Raw genomic sequence first — 17,420 nt, 5'->3', positions numbered from 1 at the left:
ACCTTGGTGGTAGATGACCAGTGACACACGGACACATTCTGGTAACGAAGTTACCGTAGGAGCCGGGTGGGACTGGCACCAGAATAGTCGAAACAGGATTCTGGCGATCAGCACGAGGTCGATATGCCGGTCAGTGAGGAAACACTTGAATGCATCCAAGGGTATACTGTCGTTCGTATCACCGAGACGAACGGTCACGGCCAGCCCGAACTCGAAACCTATGCCCTGCGCCATGAGGCGGGAGGACAGCTGGACGAGTTCGCCGATTACCTGGATGCGGTAAAAACACTCAACCGGATCCTTTTCCCGCTGCCGGGGCTCCCTGAAGTAAGACTCAACAAAGCAGGTTAACCGACAGCGGCATGTTGCCAACACCCAGCACTCTGATCGGAGCAGCGCAGGCCCCCTCTGCCTATGGCCCCGTGAGCACCCATTGGCGATCGCCTCTGGGCTGGATCACCCTTGCCCTCGTCCTGATCGCCAGCGCCGAAGCATCACGCTGGTTCACCATCGGTGACCAGTCGATGTCCGCCCTCTGGCCACCAGCCGGGATCTTCATCGGCGCCACCGCGGCGCTGGGCTATCGCGCCCTGCTGGTCCTGACGCCCGTTTTCTTTATCTGGCTCCTGTGGCTCGACGGCTCACCTCCTGTGCTGGCTGCTCTGGCAGCAACCGGTCAGTGCCTGGGGGCGGCAACCGGCGCTTTCCTGATACGGCGGTTCTGGCGTCTGGGCCAGAAGAAGGGTCCCTTTTCCGAACTCATCGCCCTCTACACCCGGGCGGCCCTTGCCGGGGGGCTCGTCACGTCCCTGTTCGGAGCCGTCGGCTATCGTCTGGGCAGCTCGGTAGCCGGAGCGGCCGCGCTCCACGACACCGTATTCGTGTACCTGGCGTTCGAGGCCCTGGGCATCATCCTGTTCGCACCGCTGACCTATTCACTGCTGAGCAATCCCCGCTACTTTTTCCAGCAGATCCGGCTCGACTGGATGCAGCGCATGCCCTGGATCTGGTTGCTCCTTACCTCAGGGCTGATCCTGATGGTACTGCTGGTGCATGGTCTCAATGAAAGCTCCTACTCCACCGCCATTGGCTTCGCCTTTTTCCCATTGCTGTGCTGGTTCATTCTCCAGACCAGACCGCCCAGTGGGCTGGTTGCCATCCCGGTCTTCGTGGGCGTATTCCTGGGGCTTTCCCTCAATGGCATGGGCGGCCTTCCCCACATCATCACACTCCCGGACCTGATCCGTTCACTGCTGCTGGTGGGCGGTCTGGCGGTCATGTGCCAGGTGCTGTCCGCCATCACGGCGGAGCGGACCCGGCTGATACAGGGTTTCCAGGAACAGGCGCGAACGGATTTCCTGACCGGACTGCGCAACGACCGGGCTTTCACCGAGGACCTCAGGGCCGCACTGGATGACCGCAGTCAAAGCGACAGGGCGCCCGACTGGCTGGTCTATCTCCGGGTCCTTGAAGCGGATCGCATCGAGGAACTGCTGGGGTTCGAGGCCAGTCATGCACTGGAGCGCCAGCTGGCAGCCCGGCTCATGGGGACAACCGGGCCCAGGGCCATGCCCGCCCGCATCGCGGACGCCACCTTTGTTCTGCTGATACCGGCAGAGTCCACAGCCGTGCTGTACCGGAAGCTGGAGTCACTCTACACCGACTTCGACGGCAGTGTACTGGAGCCCGGCGGGCACCAGACCCAGATCCGCGTTACCGTTGGCGCAGCGCCGCTGGACGGCAACCTTGAGGACCCCATCCACTATCTCAGCGCCGCCACGCAGGCCGCACACCAGGCCGAGCAGCATTCGCCACGCATCCACATCATTGAGAACACCCGCACCCTGATCTCAGAACGCCACGCCACAACCCAGCAGATCGAACGGCTCAAATCCGCACTGACCGAGGAGCGCCTGGAGCTCTTCGCACAGCGGATCCAGCCGTTCCTACCCCAGGATACCGGTCTGCATTACGAGATACTGGTACGCCTGCGCGAGCGCGACGGGGAACTGGTCAGCCCGGGTGGCTTCCTGCCGGTGGCGGAGACCTTCGGCTTCATGGGCGAGATTGACCAATGGGTGATCCGCGCCACCCTGAGAACCCTGGCCGCCAATCCAACATGGCTCGAAAGCACGGCCAAATGCGCCATCAATCTGGCAGGGACCTCCCTTTCCAACCCGGAGCTGGTGGCCTTCATTGACCAGGAACTCCGGGTTGCCGGTGTTCCCCCCGCCAAGATCAGCTTTGAGATCACCGAGACGGAACAGATCGGTAACCGCTCCGCCGCTGTCGCACAGGTCCGCGCCATGCGCGAACTGGGCTGCAGCGTCTCCCTGGATGACTTCGGAACGGGGCTGGCAACCTTTGACTACCTGCGCAGCTTCGAGCTGGATTTCGTCAAGATTGACGGGATCTTTGTGCGGGATCTTCTGGCCAACCACCAGGACCAGAGCATGGTACGCGCCATCTGCGAGGTGGCCCGCAGCATGGGCCTGCGCACCATTGCGGAGTTCGTGGAAGGTGAGGACCTCATCGAGGCCCTCCGGCAGCTTGGCGTGGATTACGGGCAGGGCTTCGGGATCGCCCGGCCCGCGCCCATCCATGAGCTGTTCGAGCAGCCAGCGGCCTGATCAGGCCCGGCCCATCTTCGCCAGCGAATCCGGCTGGAAGAGCTCCACCCAGTAGCCATCCGGATCCCTGACGAAAGCAATGCCTTTCATATTGCCGTCGTTGGGCCGCTTCTGGAAGGGTACCCCCAGGGTCTCCATGCGCTGGCAGGCGGACTCCACGTCCGGCACGGCCACACCGATGTGCCCGTAACCCTTGGGCTCTTCATTGCCGTTGTGGAACTGCTTGTCCGGATCCTTCTCGTCACCCCAGTTGTGGGTCAGCTCAATCAGCGCTTCACGCCCGAAGTTGTAGGTCGTGCGCGCCGCAGGGTCTGATGGCACCTCGGACTCTCCCCCTTCGGGCAGATAGCCCAGAAAGTACAGGGTGAACTGCATATCCTCAAAGTCCAGCTTCCGGATCAGACGCATGCCCAGCGCACGGGTATAGAAATCCAGACTTTTCTCCGGATCCTTGATGCGGACCATGGTGTGATTCAGGCGATACTGCTGCGTTTCCGCATCCGGTTCATGGCAGAGGCCGGGGGCGTCGTCGAAATGCTGTGGCATGGTGCTCTCCTGTTGGTGGCTTTACACAGGAGATGGGTACGAAGGGGCGGTGTTCCAAGGCCACCGGGGCCACAATCAAAAACGGCACCCCGAGGGGTGCCGTTCCGTGCTGCAGTTGCTTCCGATCGGGTGATCAGAAGTTGTGCTGCAGGGCGACCAGTGCGACCGTTGCGCTGGAGTCCTGAGCATTGTCGTATTTCACGTGCTCAAGCTCGAGGCGAACATCTGTACGATCCGACAGAGCCTGCTTCACGTAACCGTACACGTCGAGATCCAAGTCGGCCTTATCCCCATCATCAGAAGCTTGTGCAAAGCCAAGATGGCCTGTCAGGCCTTCACCGAAATCCATGAAGGATGCCACGGCGATACTGTCACGCTTGTCATCCGAAGCGTTATCCAGATCAACCTGAGTGTAGTTTGCAGTGAGTTCCAGAGCGTCTGTCACGCTCCAACGTGCGCCTACGTTGATCAGCTGAGGTTCTTGATTAGCTGATCTTGCATCCGAGCGAGCATCAGCGGCAGTGTAAAGATCCGTGTTATTCGCGTTATTGACTACTGCTTCTTGGTATGCGCCCGAATCATAGTCGTTAAACTCTTTGACATAAACTGCGTTAACGCTGATTCGCTGATCGAAGCTGTACTGGAATGCGGCCTGAATGGAAGAAATGCCTTCTTCGTTAGCAACATCTTGGCTGTTGTTGAGTTGGACAGTTTCGCCATCAGTATTAGTGCCGATATATTCACCACCTACAGAGTCACTGCCTTCGCCAACACCAAGAGTAATCTGTGCGGCGAACGGGTCCGAGTGGCCCCACGCGCTACCATACTCATAGCTGATTGCACTACTTTGCCGGAAACCATAGGAAAGCGAATTGCTCAGAGCGCTTGTGGTGTAATAGTAAGACCCATAGCCATGGACGTCGGTCCGATGCGTGTTCCAGCCACCGAATTCATAGAGTGCCTGCCACTGCGAACCAATTTTGACCTTACCCCAGTCGCCACCGAGTGCGGCCCATCCCAGCCGGGTCCCGACGGCATTACCAATACCACCTCCATCTTCGTCCAGTACGTCAATCGCGAATTCCATGTTGTAGGATGCGGTCAGACCAGCTACCGGCAGCTCTTCACTGCCCCGGATGCCGATGCGAGACTGCAGGCCGTTGGAAAGCTCAAAGTCCTTGGCATCACTACGGCTTGCAGAGGTAAAACCATCGGTCGAGTTGGTTCCATCAACAGAGTTCAACCCACCAAAGAGTTCGTTTGCTGCAACACCATCTGAGTCATTAAAGCTTTCAACGCCGATATCAATCAGGCCATACACTTCCGGTGCTGCCATCGCACCCATGGGTGCAGCTGCCAGACCACCACTAACCGCAAGGGCCAGAATCTTCTTTTTCATGGTCATCATCCTCTCTGTTTCTTCTGGTTCACTTCCCAGTGACGCATTTCTTGTTGTGCGCCTCCGAGTTTTCCCGCCTCTGCACCCACTTGGGTGAGGATGCTAAGAGGGTAGATCAGGATTTGCCGTTAAGCAAAATTAATTTGTCATCAACCCGAAACACTGATCCCTCACTATGATCTCCGTCATTGGTTCCCCTGCATGACGGGCCTGACCGGGATTTTTAGTGAGCAGGCTAAGTAGCTTTCCGTATTTTCCTATTGGAAACAAGAGAGCATGATTGTCATGTCTCTTGACGGGAGGCAATACGCCGTCCCTCCGCATGGGGTTCACTTTGCCGCAGCAGGAGGACGGATCCAATGACCAACATCAACCGGAAACCTTAGAGGAGGCGAATCATGCGCACCAAATTCGTTCAATCAGATGTTCGCCGCCGCGGTACTGCGCCGGTTGAGGCATCCCGTCGGGCCGATGTGAACCGTCCCAACAAAGACAACATGACGCTTGAAGCACTGACCCGCCCCGCTCAAACGCGCAGTCTCAAGGCGGTACTCCGTCGCAAGTAACTGGTACGCCAGGTAATCGTAAGGGAAGGCACTCAGAAAGGGCCTTCCCTTTTGTGTGTGTGAATCCCCACCATCTCCGCTAGCATAATGCCCTCTTCCGCACTGCCAGTGGAGCCGCGACGTTACCCATGATCAACACCTCCGTGGACAACCCGCGCCCGGGCCGGGAACTGTTCCATCTCACATGGCCCATGCTTTTCGGCGTGCTGGCTCTGATGAGCTACCAGCTGGTGGACAGTGCCTTCATCGGCCAGCTGGGCGTCAAGCCGCTGGCAACCCTCGGCTTCACGGTGCCACTGCAGATGTTCATCATCGGCGTTCAGGTCGGTATCGGCATTGCGACCACCGCCGTGATATCCCGTGTACTGGGCGCGGATGACCCGGTCCGGGCCAGGCGGCTCGGCGGCCTGGTGGTGGTCGCCGGCGCGGCGCTGATTGCGCTGCTGGCGCTGGCGATCTGGCTCGGTCGTTACTGGATCCTGGCGCTGCTCGGCGGCAGCGAGGACCTCCAGCCCCTGCTGGACGCCTACTGGCCGCCATTCCTGTTCGCCGCATGGCTGGGCGCCGTGCTCTATTTCGGCTACAGCCTGTGCCGCTCCCACGGGGATACGAAACTGCCCGGGGCCATGATGGTGATCACCAGCCTGATCAACGTGGCCCTGGACCCGCTGTTCATCTTCACCTTCGACTGGGGCATCGCGGGCGCCGCCTGGGCGACAGTGGTCGCGTTCGGCACCGGCACTCTCGTGGTCTTCTCCCGACTCTTCGCACGCCAGTGGATCACCTTCCTCCTGGCGGAATTGCCGATCCGGCCCGCACTGGCCCAGCTGGGCTCCATTGCCGGCCCGGCCATGCTCAGCCAGCTGATGCCGCCCATTGCGGCCATGCTGGCCACTGGCTTTGTGGCCACCTTCGGGGAGTCCGCCGTGGGTGCCTGGGGCCTGGGCTCACGCCTGGAGTTCTTCTCCCTGGTGGCGGTGCTGGCCCTGACCATGGCCATGCCCCCGATGATCGGTCGCTACGTGGGCGCGGGGCGGCCGGATCGGGTGGAACTGCTGGTCTGGCTGGCGGTGCGTTTCGTGATCCTGCTCCAGCTCGGAATCGCCGCAGCCTGGCTGCTGCTGTCCGGGCTCCTGTCCTCGCTGCTGGCCAGTGACCCCGAGGTGCAGGGGCACCTGGCGGATTTCCTGCTGCGGCTGCCGGTGAGCTGGAGCGGGCTGGGGGTTTGCATGCTGATGGTCTCGGTCTGCAACGCCATGGGGCTGCCCATGCGGGCCCTGGTCATCTCAGTGCTGCGGCTGTTCGCCTGGTTCCTGCCCCTGCTGTGGATCGGCGGCCAGATCGGCGGGCTCAACGGGCTCTTCACCGGCGCCATGCTCGGCAACATCGCCGCCGGCATAACATCCTGGCTGCTGTATAAGCGCGGTATTGCTCACCTCAAGCAGCAAGCCGCTCGATCAGGGCCCGAACCATCGGCTTCATGAACCAGGATTCCTCGGGCATGACGTCCACGCCGACGCTGTACTGGGCAAGCCTGTCCGCCACGATGGGCCCGACCGCCACCACCAGGAGCCGGTTCAGTGCCTCGACCACTGCGGACTGCATGCCAATGCCCTTCGCCACGTCCATAAGGCGCTTGACCTGGGCCTGGCTGGTGAACGCGATGGCATCCAGCTCCCCCCGCACCAGCCCCTGCGCCAGGGCCTCGACCTGTTCGCGGTTGCTCTCGTCGGCATAGACGTAGGGCGCCACGGTGTCCACTTCCGCGCCCTCTTGCCGCAGGAAACCGGTCAGCTTTTCATTGGGCTCCTCACCGTAGAGCTGAACACCCACGGTGCGACCATCGAGATCCTGCTCGCGCAGTGTGGCGATCACGCCATCGGTGGTGGCCTCGTCCGCCGTGAGATCATTCTTCAGGCCCAGCTCACGCAGGGCGTTCACGGGCTTGGGCCCACGCGTGATCTTCCGGACGCCAGCCAGGGCTGTTACGAAGGCCTCATGGCAGCCCTCGCGCTCGGCCGCAGCGGAAAGACGGCGAAGACCCTCGCCCGTAAGCAGGATCAGGTCATCCATGGCACCGGCATTAAAGCGCCCGAGCCAGGCCCGCACGGCCTCCTGATCCGGGGTATCCAGGATCGAGACCAGCGGGCAACGCCAGGTTTCCGCACCCCGGCGCTCGACCATCTGCGCCAGCACATCCAGCTGGCGGGTTTCAGGCAGGGCAATCCGCAGCCCCGCCAGGGGCTCACCCTCAACCGTCTCATCCGCCATGATCAGTAGCTCCTGGGCACGGTCTGGGGTTCCACGAACTCGAACAGGCCCTCCAGCCCACCTTCACGGCCGACACCGGAGAGCTTCATACCACCGAAGGGCGCTTCCGGTGTGGGGCCGGTGCCGGTGTTCCAGCCCACATGGCCGAAGCGCATGGCCGGGATCATCCGCTGCGCCCGGGCCTCGTCCCTGGTGAACAGGTAGGAGGCCAGGCCGTAATCCGTGTCATTGGCGGCGGCCAGCACATCTTCTTCGGTCTCAAAGGTGGCCATGGGCACGAAGGGCCCAAAGGTCTCCTCGTCGCAGCACTGCATGTCCGGGGTAACACCGGTGACCAGCGTGGGCGGATAGAAAAGGCTGCCGGACTCGGGCAACGAGTCCGGATGCTGACCGGCTTTCAGTGTGCCGCCTTTGTCCAGAGCATCCTTCACATGGCGGCGCACCTTGTCGAAGCCGGCCTGGTTGATGAGCGGACCGATATCGGTGCCTTCCTGCATGCCATCGCCCACTTTCAGGGCCGCCACTTTTTCAGCCAGCCGCTCCGCGAAGGTATCCGCTATGCCGGACTGCACGAAGATACGGTTGGCGCAGACACAGGTCTGGCCGCCGCCGCGGAACTTGTTACCGATAAGCTGGGTGATGGCGTCATCAACGTCGGCGTCATCAAAAACGATAAAGGGGGCATTACCACCCAGCTCCAGCGCCAGCTTCTTCACCCGGCCGGCACACTCACGCATCAGGTGCTGGCCCACGCCGGTGGAACCGGTGAAGCTGATCATGGTTACGTCCGGGTTCTGGCACAGCGTATCGCCGATGGGCTTGGGCGGGCCCATGACCAGGTTGATCATGCCCTTGGGCAGCACTTTCCGGTCGTGTATGGCCCGGAAGGCGGCGATCATGGTCAACGGCGTGTCCTCGGCGGGCTTGATCACACTCGGGGCACCACCGGCCAGCGCCGCCGAAAGCTTCTTGGCGATCATCCCGATGGGGAAGTTCCAGGGAGTGATGAGCCCCGCCACCCCTATCGGGCGGTAGTGAACCGTCCAGGTGCAGTCCTTGGGGGTCTCCGGAATGGTGTGCGGCGCCAGCTGATCAATGTAGTTGGCGCAGTAATTGAAGAAACCGGCGGCATAGTCCACCTCACCCACGGCCTCCTTCAGCGGCTTGCCGTGCTCAAGGCAGAGAATGCGGCCGATTTCCTCCCGTTCTTCCTTCAATGCATCGCGCACGCCCTCGAGCCAGCGGCGGCGCTCGTCCAGGGATGCGGGCTCCTGCAGGTTCAGGGCCCGGGAGGCTGCGGCAATGGCCTCCTCGGTTTCTGCAGCGCCGAGAGCCGGCACTTCGGCCAGTGTCTCGCCTGTGGCGGGGTTGGTGACGCTCAGCGTGCCGCCGCTGCCCTTTCCGATCCACTGGCCGCCAATGTAGCCTTCCGCGCGCTCGAGCAGTGGTGATTCAATCATGCCGTTTCCCCTGTTTGTGCCCGTTGCAATGGTATGCCTCGACTATAACAGGGGTTCCGGGGAGTGGCATCCGTGGTTAACCCATACCTGTACGGCGCCCTTTCTTTGCCCTCAGGGTGAACCAAACCCCATTGTCTGGACTATAGTAATGCAGCAGTCCGGCTATGGGTGGCATTACGGAGTGCAACCTAGTAGCCTCGTCGCGCAGCATTAATTCCCTTTCACGAGCACGGAAGGAGTACAGCAATGTATCGCAAAATCCTGGTCCCCGTGGACCTTGCCCACCTGGACGCACTGGAACGTGCGCTGAAAGTGGCTTCGGATCTGGGTCAGCATTATGAAACAGAAATCTGCTACCTGAGTGTCACCCAGTCCACGCCAAGCAGCGTTGCCAGATCGCCCGAGGAGTACGAGCAGAAACTCGAGGCTTTCGCCAAGGAACAGGCCAATACGCATGGGCGCCCTGTATCCGCGAAGGTTCTGGTGTCAGCGGATCCGGCGGTTGAGCTCGATGACAAGCTCATCCACGCGATCGACGACCAAGGCGCGGATCTTGTGGTCATGGGAACCCATCACCACGGCAAGCATGACATCATCATGCCCTCCAATGGCAGCCACGTTGCCAAGGAGACCAACGCATCGATCTTCCTGGTGCGGCCCTGATTCCGACCTTCTGAGACCTTACTAACGTCATCAAACGTAAAACGGAGTGTTCTCTATGGAGACGCAAGATCCGAAAAAGTCAAATGATAGCAGCGAGGGCGTCGACGGCGTCCCGGCCCCGGAGGGCCCTGCCAATCTGATCGATACCGATTACCAGATTGGCCAGGACAACTACTCCGGGCGCCTCGGCGGCATTGAGATCGACCTGCATGGCAGGGTGTTTGCCATCTCGGCCATCGCCATTCTCTTCTTCGTCGTGATTACGTTGGCGCTGCAGAATCAGGTTGCGCCTATCTTTCAGGGCATCTTCGATTACCTCACCACCAATCTGAGCTGGGTGTTCCTGCTTGCAACCAATATCTTCCTGGTTGTATGCATCGTCCTGATTTTCACGCCGCTTGCGAAGGTACGACTCGGTGGTGCCAAGGCCACCCCCGACTTCTCCTACATGGGTTGGTTCTCGATGCTGTTCGCAGCGGGCATGGGCATTGGCCTGATGTTCTATGGCGTGTCTGAACCCATCACCCACTACGGCACGTCGGTGGGCGGCACGACCGTCGAAGACGGTGTCAGAACCGACTGGGCGCCCCTGGGAGCGGCGGAAGGTGATCAGGAGGCCGCAAAGAACCTGGCGATGTCGGCCAGCATCCTGCACTACGGCCTCCATCCCTGGGCGATGTACGCCGTAGTGGCGCTGGCGCTCGGCCTGTTCTCTTTCAATAAGGGACTGCCACTGACCGTCCGGTCGATCTTCTACCCTGTTCTGGGGGAACGTGTCTGGGGCTGGCCCGGGGACATCATCGATATCCTGGCAGTTTTCGCGACGCTCTTCGGGCTGGCAACGTCACTGGGTCTCGGCGCGTCCCAGGCAGCAGCCGGTCTGTCCCATCTGTTCGACATACCCAATGGGGATGCGACCAAGGTCTTCCTGATCATGGGGATCACCGCCGTCGCCCTTGGCTCCATTCTGTTGGGCGTTGACAAAGGTGTAAGACGGCTCTCCGAGATCAACCTGGTGCTTGCAGCCCTGCTGCTGCTGTTTGTGATCGTCGTGGGTCCGACCCTGTTGATCGCAACGGACTTCTTCAAGAACCTGATCGTGTATCTGGGGAACCTGCCGGCGCTGTCCAACCCCTTCGGTCGTGAAGACGCCAATTACAGTCAGGGCTGGACCGCCTTTTACTACGCCTGGTGGATTGCCTGGTCACCCTTCGTGGGCATGTTCATCGCACGGGTCAGCCGGGGCCGTACCGTACGCGAATTCCTGATCGCGGTTCTGCTCGTCCCCTCAACCGTGTCCGTCCTCTGGATGACCGCAATGGGCGGCACCGCTCTGGAGCTTTATCTGGGGCAGGGTGTTGAGAGCATTAAGGAGGCCACGCTCGAGCTGCAGCTCTTTATGATGCTGGAACAGTTGCCGCTGGCAGCCATTACCTCCTTTGTCGCGATCACCCTGGTCATCGTGTTCTTCATCACATCGTCGGACTCAGGCTCACTGGTGATCGATACCATGACAGCCGGCGGCAAGGTGGATGCCCCCCGGTCCCAGCGTATTTTCTGGGCCATTATTGAGGGTGCCATCGCGATTGCCCTGCTGCTCGGGGGCGGTCTCGAAGCGCTACAGGCCATGGCCGTATCCTTTGGACTGCCGTTCACCGTGATACTGCTGGTCGGGTGCTATGCGATCGTGAAGGGGCTGATGAGCGAGCCCCGCGCTCAGTAATCCGGTTTTCCGGATTCGCAACAGAAAAGAGCGGCCCTAGGGCCGCTCTTTTTTTGTCTTTGGAAAAGCCGTTAAACCCAAAGATCCCCGACCGGTGTCTCCGGTGAGAATCGGTGAGCAACCTGGGCCTGGAAGAGTTCGGCGGTGGCCAGGGCGTCCGTGAGGGCGTGATGGCCGCGGTAGAAGGGCAGGTTGTAGCGCGCCCGGCTCTCGTGCAGTCGGATCGACAGCGGCTGCGCGCCGAGCCACTTGCGCATGCGCGCCCGCAGCGACTGCCGGCACCAGCGCGACTCCAGCACCATGGTATCGAGCATGGGGCACATCAGGCCCTCGCCCAGGCGCACGCGCACGGATTCATCCAGGAAGCGGCGTTCGATGGGATGGTAATGCACTACCGGCAGATAGCCCGCCATCCGGTTGAGGAGCTCTGGCAGTATGTCCGCAAGATCGGGCGCATCGGCCACCTCAGAGTGGGTGATGTGATGCACCACCACGGACTCTTCCCGCAGCATCCGGCGGGGCCGCACAATGCAGTACCAGCTCTGCGCGGTATGGATCCGTTCCAGCGTGAAGGGCAGCATGCCAACGCTGACAATGCCATGCCGCGTCACGTCCATGCCCGTGGTTTCCAGGTCCATGGCCATCATCGGCACACGCTTGATGGGCGTTTCCGGGTCCAGGGAGCCCTGCTCAAAAAACGCCTTAAGATCCGCGTTCCCACACTTGCGGGCACGATCCGCCATGTATTCCGGCCAGCCGGGAGCGGCACCCTTCAGGAAATGTGGAGACAGCATAGGGAGCCTCAGGGCCTGGGGTAACGGAACTGGAGGAAGCTCTGGGCATTGCTCAGCACCTGGAACGCATCCTTGAGATTATGACGTTCGCTGTTGGAGACATCCTCGGGTTCGATGTTGTTGTCCGGCTCGCGCCCGGCCTCCACATCGTAGAGGTGGTGCCAGATGCGCGCCATGGACATGAATTCCAGCGCATAACGGAGCTTTTCAACCGCATTGGGCGTCAGAAGCTGGGTCTTGGCAATGTCATCCAGCCGCTCAAAGGAATTCTGGGCCCGTGAGCCACAAGCGAGGGCATGGATCCGGATCAGGTCGACAGTGGGCGCCGTCCCCCGCCGCTTGATGTTGATGGACTTATTCTCGTGACCGTTCTTTTCCATCACAAAGGTGCGGAAGAAACCCAGCGGGGGCGTGCGATTGAGCGCGTTGCGCGCCATGGCCGCCAGGAAGCGATCCGCCAGTGGCGCTTTGTTGGCGATCAGCCCCTGGAGGGTCTCAACGAACTCCTCCTCACCGTGCACACAGTCCAGATCGAAGAAGATATTACAGTGCAGCAGCGCCTCGGGCGTGGGGTTATCGATCCATTCCGTAAAATAGCGCCGCCAGACGCCCAGAGGCTGCCGCCATTCAGGATTGGTCGCCATAATATCGCCCTTGCAGTAGGCATAGCCACAGGCCGCCAGGCCATCCGAGGCCCGTTTTGCAAGGGTAGCGAAATAGTCGCCGTGCTTTTCCGGATCATAGTCGTCACTCAGAACCATGGCGTTGTCCTGATCCGTGACCACCGTCTGTTCGTCCCGGGCCATGGAGCCGAGCACCATGAAGGCATAGGGCACCGGGGGCGGGCCCAGTTCCTCCTCGGCCAGCTCCAGGATGCGCCGGGCGAAGCTGCGCCCGATGGCCGCCAGCGCGGTACCGATCACCTTGGAATCGGAGCCATCACGTACCATGCGGGTAAAGGCGACGGAGACCTCATGACGGAGCCCAGCCAGACCACGGAGGGTGGTCTGGTTGAGAATGCTGCCGACCAGATAGAGGCTGCTCTGGGTTTCATACCGGATGATGTCGGAAAGATGCAGAAGCCCGATGGGCCGCCGGCGATGCAGCACCGGCAGATGCTGGACGTTGTTACGCAGGATGCTGAGCATCGCCTCCTGCACGGTTTCATCCGACTGGATCGAGATCAGTGTACCGCTGTGCAGCTGACTCACGGGGGTTTCTCCTGAAAGCCCCTCGGCCACCAGCCGCACCCGCAGGTCAGCATCGGTGAGGATGCCCCTGAGGGCCCACTGACGCCCATCAGCCCCCGTGTAGATCACCGAGTCCGCATCCACAGCGGGCTCCACCACCAGTGCCGCAGAGACATTCTCCCCGGTCATACGGGCAGCCGCATCCTGCGCCGTGGTATCCGTCTCGAGCAGCAGGGGCAGGCGGTTCACCAGCTTGCGCACCCGCGTGCTCATCAGGTCGTTACTCTTGTGCTGGGCCTCAACCGTGGACTGCAGGCGAGGTTTTTCCACTTCCACGAACTCGGCAAAGGCGTCGTCCGTTTCGCAGAGCTGATAGAAAACCGAATCCGGTATGAAATAGATGAGAGTGTCTTCCATGGCCCGCGCCGGGAAGCGCACCCTGTTATTCCGCAGAAGGTTGAAGTGCCCGAAGATATCGCCTTCGCCCAGGCGGTTGTAGAGGTCGTTGTTGCGACGATAGATCTCCACCGCGCCGCTTCGGATGTAACACAGGTCGTGGAGTTCGCGGTCGGCCTCCAGGATCATGGAGCCCGCCTTGAAATAGGCCACATCAACAGACCCGGCAACGTCATCAATAAGGTCATCATCCAGGCCGTCGAACGGCGGGAAGCGGGCCATGTGGTCGCGGATCTCAAGCAGCTCGGTATTCATGACGGCCTCATCGGAACGGTGACAGCCTCAGCATGGTGCAGGCCCGGGGTCGGCGCAATCCGCATCGGCCGCAATCAGGCTTCGAGCATGGCGTCCGCCGGTTCCTGTTCATCCCGGGCCAGAGGCTGGTTGCGCGCTTCCGACTCAGGGGCGAGCGGCTGAACCATACGGGCATCCCCGGGCGTCACCCGAAGTCGTAGCCGCTGTTCACGCACCTGGCCCGCTACAGTACCTTGCACCACCAGCGTCCAATAGTGATGACAGCGCCATTCGGTCTCGCTGAGGTCCGGCCTTGGCTCCGTGCCGGTCAGTGACCCCGGCGGCTCGAAGCGGAAAGCCAGGCAGTTTGACTCGGTGAAGGCCGGCCGGGTCTCCCACCAGACCCAGTCACGACGGTGGGAGACCGTCTGGTGGCCGGCTTTCTCGCAGAGTCGGGTGCAGACCAGGGTGACCTCGGGGTCCGCCGGGAAGGCAGTGCCGTCCTCAGGGTAGAGCCGGCCGCCCACGTCGCCCCCGAGCGAACCCGGGGCGGGATCCGTTTCCAGCCGGAAAGACAGCGGCTCCGGCGCACGGGGGCGGGCAAGCCAGGCCCGCCAGCCACAGAACGCGGCGGCCGCAAGGGTCACAATCGCCGGCACCGGGTTGTATGCCAGTGCCGCAACCCCCATAACTGTGATAAGCAGGGCCATGACCAGCCAGGCGCGGTAAAGGCGCTGCTCGGGAGTGTGCGACAAATCCTCTTCTCCTGGGGCGGGTAACACGCTGTCACTATGCCATACCGATGGTTCCCGCTGAACGGGGGTCGAGATTCCCTGCCAAAGCGTCTATTCTAGGGTCAGGTCCCAGTGAACGACCTGACCCGACTCCAAGGGAGGTGCCCGTGACCGATCTCATGCACGACGCCATCACCATTGCCCATGCCGGTATTCTCGGGGAATACGACGTACCACCGACAGCCGTTGTGCTCGGCGATGGTAACAACGTCCAGCTCGTACTCGGCGGACTGCCGGAGGATGCGGAAAACGAGGAATGGCAGAACGCCCTTCGAACGGTACGTGAGGAAATGGACGCTCCGGCGGTCATGCTCTATTTCTCCGCCTGGACCACCATCCAACGCGACGGCGAGGACGAATCCCTGGATACGCTGATCGTCCAGATCGGTACTCCCGGCTGCCTGTACTTCCGTGCCTATGAACAGATCCGCGAGCCGCGTATGGGGGTCGTCACCGGTCTGAGGGAGCTGACCCATCTGCGCGATGAGGCGGACCCCGGCAAGGACACCCCCATGCAGCCAAGCCTGGGCGATGTTTTCGCGCCGGCCACGGAGTCCTTCCGTGAATCCAGCACCTATCTGGACATCATCGATACGGTAACGGAAAAACTCGACGAGAAGGCGCCATTTGCCGGCGACAGCCGCACCCACCTCCACTGACGCACCCGCGAAGGGTGCTACCCGCACCCGGCGCCCTTCAGGGCCCCGGGTGCCTGCATCCTGCTCCAGGTCCCTTCACTTTTTGAATGATAATGTTTATCATTCGATCATCGCTTCGCGGATTACCCCTTAGAGGGGCTGGCAACGCTTATGAGTCTTTCCACACCCACTACCGGGGAACTGCTTGCCCCGATAACCGAACTCCTCGCAATGGGTGGCCCTGTGATGGGCGTACTCCTGGCCATTTCCGTGCTCGGGCTGGGCACGGCGCTCTACACGCTGGTGATAAGCCTGTTGCAGGCGCCCCGGCTCAACCGCCGCATCCGGGATGGCGTCGACCAGTGGTGTGACGGCGAGGACGATGCCGCCCGTCGCAGTCTCAGCGGCCAGCGCAACCCGCTCGCCGGGCTTCTGGCATTCGTCATGCACCGCCGCAGCCAGGGCGAGACGGAAAGCAGCCTGCGCGATGAAGTCGCCCGCCGCGCCCAGCGCCTCCTTCTGCCCTTTGAATCGCCCCTGAAGATCCTGGAAGTGATCGCCGCGCTGGCACCGCTGATCGGCCTGCTCGGCACCGTGATGGGCATGATGACGGCCTTTGACGCCATGGCGAACGCTCAGGGCCAGGCGGACCCCGCCGAACTCAGCGGCGGTATCTACGAGGCCCTGTCCACGACCGCAACGGGCCTGGCCATCGCCATTCCCTTCGCTGCCATTGCCGCCTGGATGGAGTTCCGGATGCGGCGCATGCAGCAACACATCAACGACCTGCTGGTCCGGATCTTCCGGCGCGAAGTGCCGGGCAACCAGCCCCGCGAGGCGGTTACCGCCACCGGGGCCCAGCAGCACAGCGACGACCACAGGCAGGAAAACACCCAGCGCCATGCAATGGCTTGAGCCCCGACCCAGCCGGCGTGTGCCCATCCGGCTCACGCCGCTGATCGATGTGGTCTTCATTCTGCTGCTGTTCTTCATGCTCACCTCCCGCATGGAGCCGGTCGGCCTGCTGCAGCTGGATACACCGGCCCCGGATTCCGGCGGCGAGGCCTCGGACGACACACCCGCCCGACTCCACCTGACAGAGGAAGGACTCAAGTGGAATGGCGAGACGCTGGATGAACCGGCGCTGACGGAGCGAATCCAGAACTTCGGGGGCGAACGCATCGAGATCAGCACCGATGATGACGTGGCCCTGGGCCGTTTCACCCACTGGCTGGGCGTGGCCGATGACGCCGGTGTCAGCGCCAGCTGGGAGCGTGACGCAGGCAAAACCCTGGACGCCCCATGAAACAGCAACAACCGTTTTTCCCCGAATCCGACAATGACCCCTCGCTGACCGAGAAGCTTGAGGAAGGGTTGCTGCCGCTGATCAACGTGGTTTTCCTGCTGCTTCTGTTCTTCCTGATCGTGGGGATTGTCCTCCAGGACCAGCTTCCCGCGCTTCCGGATACCGCCAACGGCCGCGATGAACGCCGCCCGGACATGGATCTGGTGGTGGAAACGGACGGCAACCTGCGCTTCGAGGGCTCGCCCATTGAGCGGAGCGCACTGGGCGAAAAGCTGCCCGATTACGACGGATCCGACCGGCTGCGGCTGGGCGTGGACGAACAGCTTTCCATGGCGGAGCTTGAAAGCCTGTTCCAGACCCTGGACGAAGCCGGTCACCCCCAGGTCATCCTGCTGACGGACCCGGGCCAATGACACCGGAACGTACCCGCTCGCTCATTGCCATTGTCTCCATCAGCATTGCCGTGATTGTGCATCTGGCCGTGCTGTTCCGCTGGCCCGCGGACAGACCCGAAATGCCTGGGCCGGAGACCGGCAAACGCGGAATCGTGGTCAACACCCAGGCACCACCGCCCTCGCAGAAGGAAAGCACCTCGTCCGAATCCGAAACAACCGAGGAACCGGAACCCAGGGAACCAGAACCAGAACCAGAACCAGAACCAGAGCCTGAGTCTGAGCCTGAGCCTGAGCCTGAGCCTGAGCCTGAGCCTGAGCCTGAGCCTGAGCCTGAGCCTGAGCCTGAGCCTGAGCC

Annotated in this window: 18 protein-coding genes; 11 read left to right on the top strand and 7 right to left on the bottom strand. The window is 61.7% G+C overall.

From position 1 onward, the window contains the following. Positions 1-123: 123 nt before the first annotated feature. Together GLW01_RS15100 and GLW01_RS15095 are read left to right on the top strand one after the other, a co-directional pair. Positions 124-351 carry a hypothetical protein gene (locus tag GLW01_RS15100; protein WP_160899619.1) on the top strand — a complete coding sequence of 76 codons (228 nt, stop codon included), beginning with the start codon at positions 124-126 and terminating at the stop codon, positions 349-351. An 11-nt stretch (positions 352-362) separates the two neighbouring features. Beyond that, a complete protein-coding gene (locus tag GLW01_RS15095) occupies positions 363-2,630 on the top strand; it encodes a sensor domain-containing phosphodiesterase (protein WP_160899618.1) in 2,268 nt (755 codons plus the stop codon). Here GLW01_RS15095 and gloA read toward each other — a convergent pair whose 3' ends face one another. Both gloA and GLW01_RS15085 read right to left on the bottom strand, forming a co-directional pair. Beyond that, positions 2,631-3,176 carry a lactoylglutathione lyase gene (gene gloA, locus GLW01_RS15090; protein ID WP_095616013.1) on the bottom strand — a complete coding sequence of 182 codons (546 nt, stop codon included), beginning with the start codon at positions 3,174-3,176 and terminating at the stop codon, positions 2,631-2,633. A gap of 133 nt (positions 3,177-3,309) precedes the next feature. Continuing rightward, on the bottom strand, positions 3,310-4,575 hold the full coding sequence (locus tag GLW01_RS15085) for a porin (RefSeq protein WP_160899617.1): 1,266 nt from the start codon (positions 4,573-4,575) through the stop codon (positions 3,310-3,312). 398 nt (positions 4,576-4,973) lie between these two features. Between GLW01_RS15085 and GLW01_RS15080 the strand changes: the two genes are divergently transcribed. Together GLW01_RS15080 and GLW01_RS15075 are read left to right on the top strand one after the other, a co-directional pair. Continuing rightward, positions 4,974-5,141, top strand: coding sequence for a hypothetical protein (locus GLW01_RS15080; protein ID WP_158223014.1), 168 nt, complete (start codon positions 4,974-4,976; stop codon positions 5,139-5,141). Positions 5,142-5,269: 128 nt separating this feature from the next. Further along, positions 5,270-6,625: an MATE family efflux transporter gene (locus GLW01_RS15075; RefSeq protein ID WP_202405774.1), complete on the top strand. Its 1,356-nt coding sequence runs from the start codon at positions 5,270-5,272 to the stop codon at positions 6,623-6,625. On the opposite strand, the gene GLW01_RS15070 is transcribed toward GLW01_RS15075, so the two are convergent. Next, positions 6,579-7,412, bottom strand: a complete 834-nt coding sequence (locus GLW01_RS15070) for a uroporphyrinogen-III synthase (RefSeq protein WP_160899616.1) — start codon at positions 7,410-7,412, stop codon at positions 6,579-6,581. The two genes, GLW01_RS15075 and GLW01_RS15070, sit on opposite strands and share 47 nt — an antisense overlap. A 2-nt stretch (positions 7,413-7,414) precedes the next feature. After that, positions 7,415-8,872, bottom strand: a complete 1,458-nt coding sequence (locus GLW01_RS15065) for an NAD-dependent succinate-semialdehyde dehydrogenase (RefSeq protein ID WP_151439670.1) — start codon at positions 8,870-8,872, stop codon at positions 7,415-7,417. Positions 8,873-9,118: 246 nt separating this feature from the next. Between GLW01_RS15065 and GLW01_RS15060 the strand changes: the two genes are divergently transcribed. Together GLW01_RS15060 and GLW01_RS15055 are read left to right on the top strand one after the other, a co-directional pair. Beyond that, entirely contained in the window at positions 9,119-9,535 is a 417-nt protein-coding gene (locus GLW01_RS15060; protein ID WP_160899615.1) for a universal stress protein, read from the top strand. A 55-nt stretch (positions 9,536-9,590) separates the two neighbouring features. After that, a complete protein-coding gene (locus GLW01_RS15055; RefSeq protein WP_160899614.1) occupies positions 9,591-11,258 on the top strand; it encodes a BCCT family transporter in 1,668 nt (555 codons plus the stop codon). Between the two features lie 71 nt (positions 11,259-11,329). On the opposite strand, the gene GLW01_RS15050 is transcribed toward GLW01_RS15055, so the two are convergent. The 3 genes from GLW01_RS15050 to GLW01_RS15040 form a co-directional block, all read right to left on the bottom strand. Beyond that, on the bottom strand, positions 11,330-12,052 hold the full coding sequence (locus GLW01_RS15050; RefSeq protein WP_160899613.1) for a 3'-5' exonuclease: 723 nt from the start codon (positions 12,050-12,052) through the stop codon (positions 11,330-11,332). 8 nt (positions 12,053-12,060) lie between these two features. Next, a complete protein-coding gene (locus tag GLW01_RS15045; protein ID WP_160899612.1) occupies positions 12,061-13,953 on the bottom strand; it encodes a DUF294 nucleotidyltransferase-like domain-containing protein in 1,893 nt (630 codons plus the stop codon). A gap of 74 nt (positions 13,954-14,027) precedes the next feature. Beyond that, positions 14,028-14,687 carry a hypothetical protein gene (locus GLW01_RS15040; RefSeq protein ID WP_160899611.1) on the bottom strand — a complete coding sequence of 220 codons (660 nt, stop codon included), beginning with the start codon at positions 14,685-14,687 and terminating at the stop codon, positions 14,028-14,030. A gap of 146 nt (positions 14,688-14,833) precedes the next feature. Between GLW01_RS15040 and GLW01_RS15035 the strand changes: the two genes are divergently transcribed. The 5 genes from GLW01_RS15035 to GLW01_RS15555 form a co-directional block, all read left to right on the top strand. Continuing rightward, positions 14,834-15,385 (top strand): hypothetical protein, encoded by a 552-nt coding sequence (locus GLW01_RS15035; RefSeq protein ID WP_095616023.1) that lies wholly within the window; start codon positions 14,834-14,836, stop codon positions 15,383-15,385. 150 nt (positions 15,386-15,535) lie between these two features. Continuing rightward, positions 15,536-16,279: a MotA/TolQ/ExbB proton channel family protein gene (locus GLW01_RS15030; protein WP_151440285.1), complete on the top strand. Its 744-nt coding sequence runs from the start codon at positions 15,536-15,538 to the stop codon at positions 16,277-16,279. After that, positions 16,266-16,670 (top strand): ExbD/TolR family protein, encoded by a 405-nt coding sequence (locus GLW01_RS15025; RefSeq protein WP_160899610.1) that lies wholly within the window; start codon positions 16,266-16,268, stop codon positions 16,668-16,670. The genes GLW01_RS15030 and GLW01_RS15025 overlap by 14 nt, the downstream gene beginning before the upstream one ends. Further along, the gene (locus GLW01_RS15020; RefSeq protein ID WP_160899609.1) at positions 16,667-17,083 is read left to right on the top strand and encodes a biopolymer transporter ExbD; all 417 of its coding nucleotides are present in this window, start codon (positions 16,667-16,669) and stop codon (positions 17,081-17,083) included. The genes GLW01_RS15025 and GLW01_RS15020 overlap by 4 nt, the downstream gene beginning before the upstream one ends. Continuing rightward, a partial coding sequence (locus GLW01_RS15555; RefSeq protein WP_202405773.1) for a hypothetical protein occupies positions 17,080-17,420 on the top strand: 341 nt, incomplete at its 3' end. The genes GLW01_RS15020 and GLW01_RS15555, both read left to right, overlap by 4 nt.

Source organism: Vreelandella halophila (assembly GCF_009856365.1).
Classification (GTDB): Bacteria; Pseudomonadota; Gammaproteobacteria; order Pseudomonadales; family Oleiphilaceae; genus Halospina; species Halospina utahensis_B.
The sequence above is the reverse complement of the archived record's forward strand: the minus strand, read 5'-3'. Positions and strand labels throughout refer to the sequence as shown.